General features: G+C 64.4%; 14 protein-coding genes. 3 read left to right on the top strand and 11 right to left on the bottom strand.

Annotation, left to right across the window (positions count from 1 at the left end; genetic code table 11):
* Positions 1 to 185: 185 nt before the first annotated feature.
* The 9 genes from LDO29_RS09755 to LDO29_RS09715 form a co-directional block, all read right to left on the bottom strand.
* Positions 186 to 602: a MaoC family dehydratase gene (locus LDO29_RS09755; protein ID WP_224079574.1), complete on the bottom strand. Its 417-nt coding sequence runs from the start codon at positions 600 to 602 to the stop codon at positions 186 to 188.
* Positions 603 to 613: 11 nt separating this feature from the next.
* Complete coding sequence (locus LDO29_RS09750) at positions 614 to 1,054, bottom strand: MaoC family dehydratase N-terminal domain-containing protein (protein WP_224079573.1); 441 nt, start codon at positions 1,052 to 1,054, stop codon at positions 614 to 616.
* 10 nt (positions 1,055 to 1,064) lie between these two features.
* Positions 1,065 to 2,249, bottom strand: coding sequence for a lipid-transfer protein (locus LDO29_RS09745; protein WP_224079572.1), 1,185 nt, complete (start codon positions 2,247 to 2,249; stop codon positions 1,065 to 1,067).
* A gap of 36 nt (positions 2,250 to 2,285) precedes the next feature.
* Complete coding sequence (locus tag LDO29_RS09740; protein WP_224079619.1) at positions 2,286 to 3,845, bottom strand: long-chain-fatty-acid--CoA ligase; 1,560 nt, start codon at positions 3,843 to 3,845, stop codon at positions 2,286 to 2,288.
* 209 nt (positions 3,846 to 4,054) lie between these two features.
* Complete coding sequence (locus LDO29_RS09735; protein ID WP_224079571.1) at positions 4,055 to 5,650, bottom strand: GMC family oxidoreductase; 1,596 nt, start codon at positions 5,648 to 5,650, stop codon at positions 4,055 to 4,057.
* A gap of 17 nt (positions 5,651 to 5,667) precedes the next feature.
* Entirely contained in the window at positions 5,668 to 7,113 is a 1,446-nt protein-coding gene (locus tag LDO29_RS09730) for a coniferyl aldehyde dehydrogenase (RefSeq protein ID WP_224079570.1), read from the bottom strand.
* 184 nt (positions 7,114 to 7,297) lie between these two features.
* Positions 7,298 to 8,332: a CaiB/BaiF CoA transferase family protein gene (locus LDO29_RS09725; RefSeq protein ID WP_224079569.1), complete on the bottom strand. Its 1,035-nt coding sequence runs from the start codon at positions 8,330 to 8,332 to the stop codon at positions 7,298 to 7,300.
* Complete coding sequence (locus LDO29_RS09720) at positions 8,329 to 9,480, bottom strand: acyl-CoA dehydrogenase family protein (protein ID WP_224079568.1); 1,152 nt, start codon at positions 9,478 to 9,480, stop codon at positions 8,329 to 8,331. Before LDO29_RS09720 ends, LDO29_RS09725 begins: the two co-directional genes overlap by 4 nt.
* Before the next feature lie 18 nt (positions 9,481 to 9,498).
* Complete coding sequence (locus LDO29_RS09715; RefSeq protein WP_224079567.1) at positions 9,499 to 10,332, bottom strand: SDR family NAD(P)-dependent oxidoreductase; 834 nt, start codon at positions 10,330 to 10,332, stop codon at positions 9,499 to 9,501.
* Positions 10,333 to 10,563: 231 nt separating this feature from the next.
* On the opposite strand from LDO29_RS09715, the gene LDO29_RS09710 reads away from it, so the two are divergent.
* Positions 10,564 to 11,583 (top strand): AraC family transcriptional regulator, encoded by a 1,020-nt coding sequence (locus tag LDO29_RS09710; RefSeq protein WP_224079618.1) that lies wholly within the window; start codon positions 10,564 to 10,566, stop codon positions 11,581 to 11,583.
* A 46-nt stretch (positions 11,584 to 11,629) separates the two neighbouring features.
* On the opposite strand, the gene LDO29_RS09705 is transcribed toward LDO29_RS09710, so the two are convergent.
* Positions 11,630 to 13,081 carry a HAMP domain-containing sensor histidine kinase gene (locus LDO29_RS09705; protein ID WP_224079566.1) on the bottom strand — a complete coding sequence of 484 codons (1,452 nt, stop codon included), beginning with the start codon at positions 13,079 to 13,081 and terminating at the stop codon, positions 11,630 to 11,632.
* Complete coding sequence (locus LDO29_RS09700; RefSeq protein ID WP_224079565.1) at positions 13,078 to 13,821, bottom strand: response regulator transcription factor; 744 nt, start codon at positions 13,819 to 13,821, stop codon at positions 13,078 to 13,080. The genes LDO29_RS09705 and LDO29_RS09700 overlap by 4 nt, the downstream gene beginning before the upstream one ends.
* Positions 13,822 to 14,042: 221 nt before the next feature.
* On the opposite strand from LDO29_RS09700, the gene LDO29_RS09695 reads away from it, so the two are divergent.
* Positions 14,043 to 15,851 carry a cytochrome c biogenesis protein DipZ gene (locus tag LDO29_RS09695; protein ID WP_224079564.1) on the top strand — a complete coding sequence of 603 codons (1,809 nt, stop codon included), beginning with the start codon at positions 14,043 to 14,045 and terminating at the stop codon, positions 15,849 to 15,851.
* A 27-nt stretch (positions 15,852 to 15,878) separates the two neighbouring features.
* Positions 15,879 to 16,610, top strand: coding sequence for a peptide-methionine (S)-S-oxide reductase MsrA (msrA, locus tag LDO29_RS09690; protein WP_224079563.1), 732 nt, complete (start codon positions 15,879 to 15,881; stop codon positions 16,608 to 16,610).
* Positions 16,611 to 16,971: the final 361 nt, after the last annotated feature.

Raw genomic sequence — 16,971 nt, 5'->3', positions numbered from 1 at the left:
TTGTGCGCGATCGATGGTTTTACCGTCGCGGGCGCCGCTCCCACACCCTTCCCGGATGCCTTGGTCATTGTGCTTTGTCTGTTGCCAGGATGATTGCATTGCGGGCACGGCATACAGGCCGCGCCCGGAGCCGCGTTGCCCCACCTGCCCCGTCAAGCGGGGCAAGGCCGCGTCCAGCGCGATACTCAGAATGCCACTACCGCCTCGCCGACAATCTTCGGGTTGCCATATTGATTGGCGGTCTGGATCTCCACACGTACGCGCCGCTCGCCGTCGGCTTCGACTTTCTCGACCACGCGCCCGCTACAGGTAATGCGGTTGCCCAGATGCGTGATGCCTTGGAAGCGCACGTCGAAGCCGCGCAGGCATGCCTGCGGCACCCACTGCGTCAACAGGCGGCCTAGCCAGGCCATGCCGAGCATGCCTTGCGCGAACACGTCAGGCATGCCGGCGCGGCGCGCAAAGTCGGTATCGATATGGATGGGGTTGTGGTCGCCCGATGCGCCGCCGAAGAGCGCGAGCGTGGTCCGGTCAACCGCGGGAAGCACAAGTTCCGGCAGCAGGTCGCCAACCTGCACGGTGTCATAGCCAGGTTTCGTCATCGCAGGGCCTCTCAGTTACGGCACACCAGAACGGTGCGCATTTCGGCGACCAGTTCGCCGCGCTGGTTGGTGGCGCGAGATGTCTTCACGACGAATTCGAGCGCGCCATTCTTCTTGTCGTAGATATCCTCGATACGCGAGCGCACCATGACGGTGTCCCCCACGCATGCCGCCGCGTGATAGGTAAAGCCCTGCTCCCCATGCAGCAGCTTCGCCACGGGAACGCCGAGCTGCGCCAGCATCAGGTCGATAGCGCCAGAGTCCATTTCCGCCGCGAACAGGAAGGTAGGTGGCGCCGGCAGATCGGGGTAGCCGGCATCCCGCGCCGCGGCTTCGTCGGTGTAGACCGGATCGGTCTCGCCGATGGCCTTGGCGAAGAAGCGCAGGCGGGTGCGCTCGATGGGCAGTACGGACGACGGCAGTTCGTGTCCGATCCATTTCTTGTCGATCATGTCGGCCTCCTCAAACGCGCTCGTACAGCGTGACCACGCACGCGCCGCCCAGCCCAAGGTTGTGCTGCAGCGCGAGACGGGCGCCTTCGACCTGTCGCTTGTCCGCTTTGCCGCGCAATTGCTGGACCAGCTCCGTGCACTGCGCCAGCCCCGTGGCGCCCAGCGGATGCCCCTTCGAGAGCAGGCCACCGGACGGATTGGTCACGACCTTGCCGCCATAGCTGTTGTCGCCGTCGCGGACGAACTTCTCGGCCCCGCCCGCCGGACACAGGCCCAGCGACTCATAGGTGATCAGCTCGTTGTGCGCGAAGCAGTCGTGCAGCTCGACGACATCCAGGTCCTGCGGGCCGATGCCGGCGGCTTCATACACCTGCCGGGCCGCTTCCTGAGCCATGCTGAAGCCCACCACCTCGCGCATGTCGCGGGCCTCGAAGGTAACGGCGCGGTCTGTTGTCATTGCCTGCGCCTTGATGCGAACGCTGCGGTCCAAACCGTGGCGGCGGGCAAACTCGTCCGAGCAGATGATGGCCGCAGCCGCACCGCAGGTGGGCGGGCAAGCCATTAACCGCGTCATCACGCCGGGCCACACCGCGGGCGATGCCAGCACCTCTTCCTCGGTGACCACCGTGCGAAACAGCGCGAGCGGGTTGTTGGCCGCGTGGCGGCTAGCTTTGGCCCGGATGCTGGCGAAGGTCGACAGCTGCGTGCCGTACTGCTGCATGTGGGCGAGACCCGCGCCGCCGAAGTAGCGCAGCGCGAGCGGAACTTCGCCGTTGCCGACCAGCTCGTCGGTGATCTGCTCGAAGCGGTCGAAGGGACTGGGCCGGTCTTCAAAATAGGCGGCCAGCGCGCCCGGCTTCATCTGTTCAAAGCCCAGTGCCAGCACGCACTCGGCTGCGCCGCTGGCAACGGCCTGGCGAGCCAGGTACAGCGCGGAAGAGCCGGTCGAGCAGTTGTTGTTGACGTTGACGACGGGAATGCCGGTCATGCCCACTTCGTAGAGCGCGCGCTGCCCGGCCGTGGAATCGCCATAGACATAACCGACGTAGGCCTGCTGCACCTTGTCGTAGGCAATGCCGGCATCTGCCAGCGCAGCGGTGGTCGCCTTGGCGGCCATTTGCGGATAGGGCTCATTAGCCCCCGGCTTGGTGAAAGCGATCATGCCGACACCGGCCACAATGACATCGTGGGTCACGATTTACTCCAGAGGAAAAACGATGGAACGAGAGAGTCAGGAGACCTGGCGCTTCTTGTCGCGCCAATAGGGCTCCCGCAAAGCGGTCTTGAGAATCTTGCCGGCGCCCGACAGTGGAAGGGATTCGACGAAGCTCACGCTGCGCGGGCACTTGTAGCCTGCGATCAGCGTCTTGCAGTGGGAGATCAGTTCTTCTGCGGCAACCTGCTGGCCGGTCTTAACCACGACGGCAGCATGCACCGTCTCGCCCCACTCCGCGCTCGGAATGCCGATGACCGCGCAGGAGGCAACGGCCGGATGCTGGGCCAGCGCGTTCTCCACTTCGCACGAGTAGACGTTCTCGCCGCCGCTGATGATCATGTCCTTCAAGCGGTCGACGACAAAGATGAAGCCGTCTTCATCCATGTAGGCGCCGTCGCCGGTATGCATCCAGCCATCGCGTACAGCGGCAGCCGTCAGCTCAGGCTTGTTCCAGTAGCCCTGCATCACGTTGGGGCCCCGCACAATGACCTCGCCTACCGTGCCGCGCGGCACCTCGCGGCCTTCGTGGTCGACGATGCGCACTTCCACGCACGCGCCAGCGCGACCGGCCGCCCGCATCTTGCCGAGCTTGCGGCCCTCTTTGGTGTGATAGCTTGCCGGCAGTACCGTAGCCAATGGCGACAGCTCGGTCATGCCGTATGCCTGCATGAAGCCGACATTCGGCAAGGCTTCCATGGCGCGGTCCAGGACAGCCTCGGAAATCGGTGAGGCGCCATAGATGATCATTCGCAAGCTGCTCAGATCGCGCGGCTGTCTCATGGCCGGATGGTCCACCAACATCTGGATCATGGTCGGAACCAGGATCACATGCGTCACGCGATCGCGTTCGATGGTCTGCAGCAGCGCTTCCGGGCTGAACGCCGACAGGATCGAATGCGTATTCCCCGCCACCCAATTCGCCCCGGCCACACCCATATCGGCCAGGTGGAACATCGGTGCGGCATGCAGGTAAACCGCACCCTTGGGCCCGACATCCTCGACCGCCAGGGCAAGCGCCGAGCTGACGATATTGTCGTGGCTCAGCATCACGCCCTTCGGGAAGCCAGTCGTGCCACCCGTGTAGAAGATGCCGGCCAGGTCTTCGCCGTGGCGAGTCGCGTCGGGAACCGGGTTATGGCTTGCGATCAACGCCTCGTAGTCGTGCATGCCGGATGGCAACGCAGCGTCGCCACAATAAATGATCTCGCGCAGGCAGGTGGTCTGCTTGCGGATGGGCTCGACCAGGCCGCGCAGGGCTTCGTCCACAAGGAGGATGGTGGTCTCGGAATCGTCGAGCGAGTACGCGATTTCCGCTGCGGACCAGCGGATGTTGCAAGGGTTGAGTGCGCCGCCAGCCCAGGGAACCGCCATCTGGTATTCCAGGTAGCGATCCGAGTTGAGCGCCAGCATGGCCACACGGCCGCCGGGCTGCAGGCCAAGGGCTTGAAGCGCCCCGGCCAGCCGCGCGACACGGTCCGCAAATTCCCGGAAGGTGCGCGTCCGCTCACCGAACCGCACAGCGATCTGATCCGGTCGCTGCTGCACCGCACGGTGCAGCGCCTGGGTCATGTACATCATGTTTGCTGTCTCCGCTGTCTTCTGCTTGGAATGACTGAATCGTAGAATCGGAAGGCGCTGGCGCATATGCCGCTATGCATCGATCTGATGGCATAAGACATCGCTCTCGCATCGCCGTCGCACAAGCCATGAACTTCGCACTGCCCGCGCGGGCAAGGCCATGGCGACAACGCTTTCGCCATGCGGGAGATGTGCTGTCTTGACGGCTATTGGCTGGCCCGAATCAGGTCCGCGGCCCGTTCACCGATCATGATCGACGGCGCGTTGGTGTTCCCGCCGACCAGTGTCGGCATGATCGAAGCGTCGGCCACGCGCAAGCCGGCAATGCCATACACACGCAATTGAGGATCGACCACTGCCATGACGTCCGTCCCCATCTTGCAGGTCCCGACAGGGTGGTATTGGGTGTCCGCGCGGTTGCGGATATCGGCAGCAAGGCCTGCGCTGTCACCCGCGCGTATCGGATAAAGCATTTCGCCCCGGATCGGGTCAAACGGCTTGGATTCCATGATCCGCTGCTGGATCTGTGCGCCCTTGACGAGCACCCGAAGGTCGTCCTCGTGGTCCAGGAAGCAGGGGTCGATCGCCGGTGCATCACGCGGATCCGTACTCGCCAGGGCCACGGTGCCGCGGCTTCTGGGGCGAAGCACGTTGACATGGCATGAGATGCCATGCCCGAGATGCATGCTGCGCCCATGGTCATCGACGATCGCCAGTACAAAATGCAGTTGCAGGTCCGGCACCTGCACTTCCGGGCCGGAACTGAAGAAGGCACCGGCTTCGGCAAAATTGCTGGTGATCCTGCCCGAGCGCCTGCTCTTCCATTCCAGCATCGCCCCCGTCACCTTGGCCGCGCCGCGCGCGGATACCCCGAAGCTTTCGGATTCCCCGCGCGTGCGCCAGGTTTGCACGTAGTCGATGTGGTCCTGCAGGTTTTCCCCCACGCCTGGCAAATCCTGCACTACGGGGATTCCCATGCGCTGCAGCTGCGTACCTGGACCGATCCCCGACAGCATCAGCAATTGCGGAGAACCGAATGCGCCACTGGACACAATGACTTCCCGTCTTGCCTTCACTTCCTTAGCTTCATTGCCCTGGTAGTACGCGACGCCCACCGCGCGCTTGCCTTCCAGCAGAACGCGAGCCGAGACCGCATGCGTCAGCACCACCAGGTTGGGACGCGAAAGGTTCGGCGTCAGATAGGCCTTGGCGGCGCTGCAGCGCTCGCCGTTCTTGTGCGTGACCTGGTAGTGGAAGGAGCCTGCCTGGGCGGCGCCGTTGTAGTCCGTGATATTCGGGATGCCGTGCAGCGCCGCTGCCTCCAGGAACATGTCGTTCAGCGGGCTTCGGTGGCGCGGGTAGGTGACATTCAGCGGGCCACCGATGCCGTGATATTCGTCGGCCCCGTGGATCTCGTTGTTTTCCGCGCGCTTGAAGTAGGGCAGCACCTCTTCATACGACCAGCCAGTGTTGCCGAGCGATGCCCAGTGATCGTAATCCCAGCGATGGCCACGCACATATACCATTCCGTTGATCGAACTGCTTCCGCCGAGCGTCTTGCCGCGCGGTTGATAGCCCTTGCGGCCGTTCAGGCCTTGCTGCGGCACGGTCTCATAGCCGTAGTTGTTGATCCGCGTCGGCAGCATCGCCACCATGCCGGCAGGCGCATGGATCAGGACGCCCTTGTCCGGACCTCCCGCTTCCAGCAGGCAGACGGTGATTTTCGGGTCTTCCGACAGCCGGCTGGCAATCGCGCAGCCGGCAGAGCCCGCGCCGACGATGACGTAATCGAACGTGTTCATTCTGGTTGTCTCCCCAGTCAGATGATGGCTTTCAGCAGGCCGGCTGCCAGCTCAAAGGTTCGGCCATAAGGCGGGCGCAACAGAAACAGGCCGTTGTGCCTGGGCTGGAAGAACACCGGCTTTTCCTTGCTGAAGGTGCGGAAGCCGGATTCACCGTGATAGGCGCCCATGCCGCTCGCGCCCACCCCGCCGAAAGGCATGTCGTCCTGGGCGGCGTGCCACAGGCAGTCGTTGATGGTCACACCTCCTGAGATGGTGCCGGCCAGTACGCGGTCCCGATGCTTCCGGTCGTTCCCGAACCAGTACAGCGCGAGCGGCCGGTCGTTTCGATTGATGTGGGCGATGGCGTTGTCCAGCGTGTCGTACGTCATCACCGGAAGCAGCGGCCCGAAGATTTCCTCGCGCATGATCCGCATCTCCTGCGTGACCCCAAGCACGATGGCGGGAATCATCTTCCGGCTGTCCGGATCGGCAACCTCTCCCGACGAGTTAAGCGGGATGATCTGCGCGCCATGGACGCGGGCGTCCTCGACCAGGCCTGCCAGGCGCGCATAGTGGCGCTCGCTGATGATGCTGGTGTAGTCGGGATTGCGACCGTACGTGGGATAAAGCTGGGCCGCGGTTCGCTTCAGCGCAGCCACGAACGCCGGCACACGATCCGCCGGCACCAGTGCATAGTCCGGCGCGATGCAGGTCTGCCCCGCATTGAGCAGCTTGGCGTGCGTCAGGCGCGGCGCGGCGATATCGAGGTCGCAGGAGCTGTCAATGATGACGGGCGATTTGCCCCCGAGTTCGAGCGTGACGGGCGTGAGATTGCGCGCCGCGACTTGCGCGACCAGCTTGCCGACGGCCGTCGACCCGGTAAAGAGAAGGTGATCGAAGGGCAATCCCGCAAAGGTCCTCCCCACATCGACATCACCGGTGACGACCGAGACCTCGTCTTCGGCAAAGCTCTCCGTCACGATGTGGCGCAGCAGTTCGGAAAAGCGCGGCGTCAGTTCCGATGGCTTGATCATGACGCGGTTGCCTGCCGCAATGGCGCCCACGGCGGGCCCGATCGACACCTGATACGGGTAGTTCCAAGGCGCAATGATGCCCACCACGCCCAGTGGCTGGCGCAGGACCAGGCTGCGGCCTGGCCGAAAATGCAGCGCGGTTGCTACACGGCGCGGGCGCATCCAAGCTTTCAGCTTATTGCGCACGTGCTTGATTGCCGCCGTGGCGATCATCAGGTCGATCAGCCGCGTCTCGTGCGCCGAGCGATGGCCAAAGTCTTGCGAAATCGCCTCGACCAGCGCCGGGCCGTGCCGCTCCGTCATGTCCTGCAAGCGGCGCAGCCGCTCCATGCGCGTGTCGTACGATGGGTTCATGTCCGCAAGGAACGCCTTTTGCTGGGCCTGCAGCAGGCTGTGCATGTCGGCTTCCTCAGCGTCCACGCGTGGTGTACTGGATAACTGGTTCACGGTGTCTCCTGCGCCTTATAGGATTTCTGTTGACTTGCGCAAGCCTGGAGGGAGGCGCCAGGCATGGGACGAGCGGCGTCCCGGCAGCGCTGTCATCCAGCGCCAGCCGTACCGAGTGACCGGCCTCGATAGGCCGGCCAGCTACCTCGTCTTGAAGAAAAGCGTGGTGCCCTGAAACGGCGCGCTACGGAGCGCGCAGCGGCGTGAATCGCGGTGCCCCGTCCGCCTGCACCGAACCGCCCGCACCAACGTGATAGATCCCGCGTGCCACGTTGTGCGGATGCGCCGCGGCCTCGGCGATGCTGAGTACGGGAGCAAAGCAGACGTCGCTACCTTCCAGCAAGCTGCACCAGTGAGCGCGCGGCTGGCTGGCAAACAGTGACGCGAAGCGTTGCTTCAGCTCAGGCCAGGTCCGCACGTCATATTGCGCGTCGGGATCGACATCGGAGAATCCGAGCTTTTCCAGCAGAAGCGCGTAGAACTGCGGTTCCAGCGCGCCGAGCGTGATAAAGCCGCCGTCGGCACAGGCATAGACGTCATAGAACGGCGAGTCATGAAAAGGGCTTGGTCCATCGCCATCGAGCTGACCGCTGGCGCGTACCCATTGCGCGATGGTCCCGAGCATCGCCAACACATCGACGATGGCACCGTCCACCACCCGCCCGCCTGCGCCGGCACGCGCTGCCAGCAGTGCGCAGGCCATGCCGAAGGCAAGGCCCAGTGCACCAGCGGCATCGCCCACCACGGTGGGCGGCACGATCGGCCGCTCGCCCCGGTGTGCCGACAGTGACAGCAAGCCGGTCAACGCCACGTAATTCAGATCATGGCCGGCGGCCTGCGCCAGCGGCCCGTGCTGGCCCCAGCCGGTCATGCGGCCGTAGACCAGCCGCGGGTTGATGGCGGCACAGTCCGCTGGCCCAAGGCCGAGCTTTTCCATCACGCCCGGGCGGTTGCCTTCAATCAGCGCATCTGCCCCGGCCACCATGGACTTCGCCTGGGCCACGTCTTCCGTCCGCTTGAGGTCGAGCGTGACCACGTTCTTGCAGCGCCTTAGCGGGTTATCGGCCGCGCTGCCAAGCCTTTCATTGACCGCGCCCTTCTGTGGCCGCGCGATCACCGTCACCTGCGCCCCCATGTCGGCAAGCATGCGACCCGCCAGCGGACCGGGGCCGATGCCTTCGAACTCGACGATGCGAATACCAATCAGCGGCGGCTTCATCGCGGCAGCTTCCGCGCGATCAGTTCCTTCATGATCTCGTTGGCGCCGCCATAGATCTTCTGCACGCGCGAATCCGCATACAGCCGGGCGATCGGGTACTCGACCATGTAGCCATAGCCGCCAAACAGCTGGAGGCACTCGTCGGTCACCTTGCATTGCTGCTCGGTACACCACCACTTGGCCATGTAGGCGGCCGTTTCGTCGAGTTCCCCGTCCAGCAGGCGCTGGATGCAGTCATTGACGAAGGAGCGGACCACATGGGCCAGCGTTGCACACTCCGCGAGCTTGAAGCGCGTGTTCTGCAAGTCATAGAGAGACTGTCCGAATGCCTTGCGTTGCTGCGTGTACTCGAGCGTCAGCTCGACCGCGCGTTCGATGACAGCCGCAGCGGGCACGGCCAGCAGCAGGCGCTCGTACGGCAGCTGGCTCATCAGCTGCCCGAAGCCCTTGCCCTCGGCGCCGCCAAGCAGGTGATCGGCCGGCACGCGGACACCGTCGAACGACAGCTCGGCCGTATCCGAAGCGTGCTGCCCCAGCTTCTCCAGCCGCCGCCCGACCTGAAAGCCCTTCAGGTTTTCGGTCTCCAGCACGATCAGGGACACCCCGCGGCTACCGGCCTCGCCAGTGCGCACGGCCACCACCAGCAGGTTGGCCGTGAACCCGTTGGTGATGAAGGTCTTGGCTCCGTCGATCACGTACTCGTCGCCCTCGCGCCTTGCGCGGGTACGCAGCGCCTGCAGGTCGGAGCCACAGCCCGGTTCGGTCAGCGCAATGCCGGCGAGCATCTCGCCGCTGGCCAGCTTCGGCAGCCAGCGTTGCTTTTGCGCATCCGTACCGTAGTCCAGCAGGTAGTGCGCGGCAATCGTGTGTACCGCAGTGTTGGCCGGCAGTTCCGCCTTGGCCATTTCGTCCTGCACCACAAGCTGGTAGGCCAGGCTGGCACCCACACCGCCATAGGCTTCGTCCATCTCTGGCAGCAGGAATCCCATTTCGCCGAACGGACGCCAGACTTCGCGCGGGACGTATCCCTGGCGGCGCCAGGCGTCCAGATGTGGCGACAGCTCGCCTGCGATATAGCGGCGGACCTGTTCACGAAACGCTTCGATGTCGTCGTCCATCCAGGGATGACGGAGCAGCGTGGGCAGCATGGCGATTCTCCTTCAGGTTCAGATGCCGGTGAGGCCACCCGTGCACATCAGCGTCTGGCCGCTGACGTAGTCGGACTCCGGCACACAGAACAGGTACACCGCGCCGGCAGCCTCCTCCGGCGTGCCGCCGCGGCCCAGCGGAATCCCGCGCTCCATGGCGGCCATCAGGTCCGGATTGACCCCCACCTTGATCTCGCGTCCTTCGATATTGGCGGTGGCATTGCCCCCGGCCGTGGCTTCGGTCAGGCGCGTCTTGATGAGGCCGTAGGCCACGCAGTTCACCGTGACGTCCATGCGCCCCCACTCCTTGGCCAGGGTCTCGGTCATGCCGATGATGCCCGCCTTGGCAGTCGAGTAATTGGCCTGGCCGGCGTTGCCGAAAATGCCGGCCACTGACGAGATATTCACGACCTTGCGCACCACCCGCCGGCCGGCCTCGGCATCGGCCTTCGACAACTGCCGGATCACCGGCTGCGCGGCGCGCAGGATGCGGAACGGCGCGGTCAGGTGGCAGTCGAGGATGGCGTACCACTGCTCGTCCGTCATCTTCTGGATCACGTTGTCCCAGGTATAGCCGGCGTTGTTGACAATAATGTCCAAGCCCTTGTATTCGCTGACGGCCGTGCCGACAAAACGTTCGGCAAAATCCGGCGCGGTCACCGAGCCGGCGCAGACTACTGCCTGCCCACCCGCTGCGCGAATCTCGGCCGCCACTTCCTCGGCCGGGGCGGCGTCGAGGTCATTGATAACCAGCCGCGCGCCTTCGCTTGCCAGCTTGAGTGCGATGGAACGGCCAATGCCGCGACCAGATCCTGTGACAAGGGCTACCTTGCCGTCGAGCTTGAGAGTCATGAAGTTTGTCTCCGTCAGTACGTCTGGAAAAATTGCACCGCAGTGCGACCCGCCTGTGCTGCAGCGCACGATGCCGAAGTGGCCTGTGTGCTTGCCTGTTCTCACCGAGCGGAAGTGCGGATTGCTTGCTTGGTGCCCACCATGTTAGAAACACGCCCCGGAGCCAGCAATCACGCATTACCTCGATCGCATGGCAGAACACATCAATCTCGGAGGCAATTCTCAGTGACGATGCGCGCCCCTGTGACGATATCGGTCATCTTCCTGCGCGGCCTGCTCACAGGAGTGCAGGCGCACGGCCACTGCATAGACGACCTGCTGACCGAAGCGGGAGTCTCCGCGGAACTGCTTGCGCACGCGGGGGCGCGTGTAACCGCTGCGCAGTACGCGACCGTGTTCCGTCTGGTGATCGAGCGATTCGGAGATGAATGCCTCGGCTTCCTGTCCCGGCCACTGAAGCGCGGCAGCTTCGCGCTGATGGCGCGCAGCGCATTGAGCGCGCAGACGCTGGACGTTGCCATCCGGCGTTTGTCGCATACGTTCTGGCTACTGCAGGACGACGTCGTCGCGGAAGTGCATCGGGACAACGGAAAGGCTTGCGTGGCCTTTCGCTTCACCAATGCGGTGACCGCGCAGAAGACGTTCGTCCACGAACTCCTGCTCCGTGTGTTCTGGCGCCTGATCGCCTGGCTGGCTGGCGGCCGTCTGCCGGTCACGCGCTTCGACTTCGCCTTCGCATATCCGCCGTACGCGGGTAGCTACGGCAAGATATTCCCCGCCGAGATGGCATTCGAGCAGCCGCTGACGGCATTCTGGTTTGACGTGGCCTGGCTGCAGCGTCCTGTGCGGCGGGATGAAGCGGCCCTGCGCGCGTTCCTCGCCGAGGCGCAAGCCAACATGCTTGTGCCGGGCCGCACCGATCAGGTTACCAGCGCCCGCGTCCGCGGCTTTTTGCAGCGTTCGCAACCCGATTGGCCTGACCTTGCGGCGACCGCCGAGTCGTTGCATATTTCGACCGCGACACTGCAGCGGAAACTGGCGCTGGAGGGCACATCATTCCAGTCCCTGAAGGACGATCTGCGGCGCGACATCGCCATCGTCCGACTCAATACGAGCGCCGTCCCGCTGTCGGAACTGGCGCATGAACTCGGATTCACCAACAGCGCCGCGTTCCAGCGCGCCTTCAAGTCGTGGACCGGAAGCGCCCCGGGTACATATCGCCGGGGCAAGACCCCCTTTTCGCCTGCCTGAGCCGAAGTCATTCGCGTAACGACAGTCGGGCCGAGGAGGCGTGCGGTCAGCCGGGCGACCGTGAGGCTGGCAAGGCGAAGCACAGTGTAGCCCCCACCGGGCTCTCCACCAGGCGCACCTGGCTGCCATTGAGTTGCAGCATGCGCTGCACGATTAGCAGCCCAAGCCCGCCGCCACGGTGCGCGCCACCTGACGGGAACGGACGCTGAAAGAGCGATTCGCGCAAGGCCGGTGGAATGCCCGGGCCGGTATCGCTGACCGTCACGGCCACCTTGCCGTCCTCGGTGGCCAGGTCAACCTCGACCGTACCGCCGACAGGCGTATGGCGGATCGCGTTGTCGAGCAGGTTGGTCAGCACGCGCTCGATCATGCCGAGATCCGCGCTCACCGCAGGCAGGGCCGGCGGCACGCCGGCACGCAGTTGCAACTGCTTGGCCTCGGCCGGCAGCGCGAATTTCTCGAGTACATCCTGCACCAGGTCGACAATCGAGAAATCCTCCGGCACCGCCTGCACCATGCCATGTTCGAGGTGCGCGAGCTCGAACAGCGATTGCGCCAGCCCGCCGACCTTTGCGCTCTGCGCGAGCGCAATGGCCAGATAGCGCTGGCGTTCCTCGGCACCGAGCCTGTCGGATTTCAGCGAAAGCGTTTCCAGGTAGCCATGCAGCGAGGCCAGCGGCGTGCGCAGATCGTGCGAGATATTAGCCACCATCTCGCGCCGTTCCTGGTCCTGCTGCTTGAGTGTGCGCCACTGCGCCTCAATGCGATCGGCCATCTGGCGGAATGCGGATTCCAGCGCGGCAATCTCATCGCCTGATGACGGCTCCAGCGGCGTCCCGGGATGATCGTGGCGCCCAGCGTCCGAATCGAAGTGGCCTATCAGCAGCGTTAGGCGCCGCAGCGGGCGCGTGATCAACGCGAACGCGACCAGTCCGGCGATCAGGCCGAGCGTGGCCACCAATGCCATCGACCATAGCGTGGTACGCATGACCGAATTCCGCGTGGCCTGCGCGGCCAGCTTGTCATGCGTTTCGCCCTGCAGCACCACATAGATGTAGCCGCCTTGCCGCAACGGCGCTGCGCTGAACACCTTCCGGCCCGAAACGCTGCGCGGATCGTCACCAAGAATCGGCAATGCCTCGCCATCGATCAGTTTCTTCACAGGCGCCAGGTTTACATGCTCACGCGCCAGATGGCCGGCCGGTGCGTCATGGCTCCGGATACGCCCCTGGTCGTCCAACAGATAGACCTCCACACTCGGATTCACAACCATCAACTGGCCGAAAAGCTTGCGCAGCGCCTGGGGCTCGAGCGCATGCTGGTCCTCGGCCAAGGCATTGCGTGCGATGTACGCGGCCAGCCCGCGTGAGAGATCCTGGATCACCTCTTTCTCGTGCATCGCATTGGCGCGCACCTGCAACCACGCCGATGCGCCGCAGCACGCCAGCAGCAACGCCGCAAAGACGGCCGCCAGCCGCTGGGTCAACGAGAGATTCACGATGTCGCTCCCGTGTCGGCAGCCTCGCCGGACCGGGGATCCGCGACGAAGCGATAGCCACGGCGCCAGACAGTCAGGATGCGCGTGGGCTGCGCGGGATCGACCTCAATCTTGGAGCGCAGCCGGTTGATATGAGTGTTCACCGTGTGCTCGTAACCTTCGTGCTGGTAGCCCCAGACCGCGTTGAGCAGGTCCATGCGCGAGAACACCTTGCCCGCATGGCGCGCAAAGAAGTACAGCAGATCAAACTCGCGCGGCGTGAGTTCGAGCCGCCTGCCATCGACCGTGGCCTCGCGTGCGAGCGGATCAACGGTCAGGCCTGCCAGATCGAGGCTGCCGGCATCGGCGCGCACGTCGCGCGCCATCGCGTCGGCGCGACGCAGCAGCGCCTTGACACGCGCCACCAGCTCCAGCACCGAAAACGGCTTGGCCAGGTAGTCGTCGGCACCGAGCTCGAGTCCGAGGATGCGATGGACCTCGCTGGAACGTGCGCTGGTGATGATGATGGGCGTGTAGCGCGTCATCGCACGCGCGCGGCGGCAGATCTCCAGGCCGTCGACGCCGGGCAGCATCAGGTCCAGCACCAGGGCATCCCAACCGCCCTGCTCGAGCAGCCGCAGCCCGTCGGCACCGTCCGCGGTATGCACGACCTCGTAGCGCTCGTCGCGCAGATGTATGGCCAGGACGTTGGCAATGCCGACATCGTCCTCCACGAGCAGGATGCGCTTGGGGTTTTCCATGGTGCTGTCACGACTCAGAGAGTGGCTCTATTGTGCAGAAATAAGCCGGGCCAGTTATCACGAATTGTTTAAGGTTTGGCGAGGACTTCGACACGTGACGCCACCTACCATGCCGTCACCATTCCTCAGCGCGGAGTTCATCATGTGCATTACCAGACGCTTCCTGCTGTCGGGCGTGGCGCTGACATTCCGCCCCGTGCCTGCCTGATCGGATGAATCGCATGTTACTTCTGATTCTTGGCTACCTTGGTGGGGCGCTCACGATCCTGAGCCCCTGCATCCTGCCTGTCTTGCCGTTCGTCTTCGCGCGTGCCGATCAGCCGTTCGTACGCAGCGGCCTGCCGCTGCTGGCCGGCATGGGCATCACGTTCGCTGGCGTGGCCACGCTGGCGGCCGTCGGCGGTGGCTGGGTCGCACAGGCCAACCAATATGGCCGCTGGCTGGCCATCGCGCTGCTGGCTGTGTTCGGCCTGACACTGCTGCTGCCGAGCCTGGCTGAGCGGCTGATGCGTCCGCTGGTCAACGCGGGGAGCCGTCTGTCGAATTTCGCCCGGGCCGACAGCCGCCCCGCCGGCCCGGGCTCGTCATTCATGCTCGGCATCGCCACGGGCCTGCTCTGGGCACCTTGCGCGGGCCCGATCCTCGGCCTCGTGCTGACCGGCGCAGCGCTGCAAGGCGCGAGCCTTGGCTCCACAGTGCTGCTGTTGGCCTATGCGGCCGGCGCGGCCACCTCGCTGGCCGGCGCGCTGCTGATCGGCGGTCGTGTGTTCGCCGCCATGAAGCGTTCGCTCGGCGCCGGTGAATGGATACGGCGCGGTATCGGCGCGGCGATGCTGGCGGGCGTCGGCGCGATTGCGCTGGGACTCGACGCCGGCGTGCTCACGCGGATTTCGACGGTGGCCACAGGCGGACTCGAACAGCAGCTCGTCGATAAGCTCGCCCGCAAGGACGAAGGTAGTGGCACGATGATGATGCAGGCCCCGCCGAGCGCGATGTCGGCCAAGCCTGCTGAGAGTGGCTCGATGATGATGCGCGCCGTGGACCGTCAGATGACGCTGCCGGTGGAAGGCCAGTTCCCGGGCCTCACTGGCGCGGTGGAATGGATCAACTCGCCGCCGCTGAGCGCCGAAGCGCTGCGCGGCAAGGTCGTGCTGGTCGACTTCTGGACCTACTCGTGCATCAACTGCCTGCGCACGCTGCCTTATGTGAAGGCATGGGCCGACAAATATCGTGACCAGGGCCTCGTCGTGATCGGCGTGCATGCGCCCGAGTTCGCCTTCGAACGCAATATCGACAACGTCCGCAAGGCCGCACACGACCTCGGCGTGAACTACCCGATCGCGATCGACAACAACTACGCGATCTGGCGCGCGTTCGGTAATCACTACTGGCCGGCGCACTACTTCATCGATGCCCAGGGGCGCATACGCTTCCATCATTTCGGCGAGGGCGAGTACGAGAAGTCAGAAGCCGTGATCCGGCAATTGCTGGCCGAAGCCGGCCACGGAGATGTGACGAAAGTGGCGATGACTAACAGCAACGCCATGCAGGGCGTGGAAATGGCGGCTGACAACGACGCGCTGCGTTCGCCGGAGACGTACGTCGGCTATGTGCGCGCCGAGAATTTTGCGTCGCCCGGCGGCGCGAAGGCGGATCAGCCAAAGGACTACACCGTACCGGCCAGGCCCGCACTGAACGAGTGGGGTCTCGCTGGCAACTGGAAAGTCGGTGCGGAACAGGCGACCCTGGAACGCGCCAACGGGCGCATCATCTACCGCTTCCACGCGCGCGACCTGCACCTCGTGCTCGGCCCTGGCGCGGATGGCAAACCAGTGCGTTTTCGCGTGACGATCGACGGCAACGCGCCAGGCGCTTCGCACGGTACCGATGTGGCCGCCGATGGCAGCGGCACGGTCAGGCAGCAACGCCTCTACCAGCTTGTCCGCCAGAGCGGCGACATCCACGACCGCACCTTCGCGATCGAATTCCTCGCCCCCGGCGTGCAGGCCTACGCCTTCACGTTTGGCTGATCTTTCATCTTCGCAGGGAACCCTACTATGAGAGTCATCGCAACGCTGCAACACTGGGCACGCCCCACTACACGCAGGCTCGCAGGCCTGGTCATGCTGACGGCCGTGGCCGCTGCGTGGCAATTGCCCGCGCTATCGGCCGAGGAAGCGGTGAAGATTCCCGCCCCGACCCTAGACGAAAAGCCGGGCACCAGCCACAGCGAGACCGCGGTTTTCGCCGGTGGTTGCTTCTGGGGCGTGCAGGGCGTGTTCCAGCATGTGCGCGGCGTAACACGCGCCACGTCCGGCTATGCCGGTGGCGCAGCAAGCACCGCGCAATACGAAAAGGTTGGGACAGGCTTGACCGGCCACGCTGAATCGGTCGAGATTCGCTACGACCCCACGCAGATCAGCTACGGCAAGCTGCTGCAGATCTTCTTCTCGGTCGCGCACAATCCCACCCAACTGAACTACCAGGGTCCGGACCACGGTACACAGTATCGGTCGGCGATCTTTCCGCTCACGCCAGAGCAGCGGACGATTGCGCGGGCGTATATCACGCAGCTTGGTTCGGCGAAGTCGTATCGGGCGCCGATCGTGACACGCGTCGAGGATTACAAGGGTTTCTATCCTGCCGAGGATTACCACCAGGACTTTCTCGTCAATCATCCGGGCTATCCGTACATCGTGATCAACGACCTGCCAAAGATTGGCAATCTGAAGATGATGTTCCCGGAAATATATCGGAATGATGCAGTGCGGGTGTCGAAGGGGAGCTGATACATGTGATGGCGTTGGGCACGGTCCATGCGGTGCGCGAATGGTCGTTGTCCACGCTGATACGCACCAGACCGAGCCATCCAGCGGCCCCGTCGACATCCACGTGATACAGCTCCCACGCGTCCTGGCTTACATCAAGACATGATGGTCCAGGGGGTACTCATAGACATCCACAGTCTCCGAACCCCACCCGGTGTGCTGGCCGAATAAGGCGCACTCCCGGTGCCAAGGCCCGGGCAGCCGGCGCGGCCCACCATCCCGCATCTGCCGCCACACCACGGACGATTGGCAATTGACAATCCGGACGGGAACACTACGATGCATAGGAGGCTGCAAGCCCGTGAGCGCACCCGGCGCCACC

It is taken from the genome of Cupriavidus laharis, from assembly GCF_914271435.1.
In the GTDB taxonomy this organism is placed as follows: Bacteria; Pseudomonadota; Gammaproteobacteria; order Burkholderiales; family Burkholderiaceae; genus Cupriavidus; species Cupriavidus laharis.
This window is presented reverse-complemented; position numbering and strand designations above follow the sequence as displayed.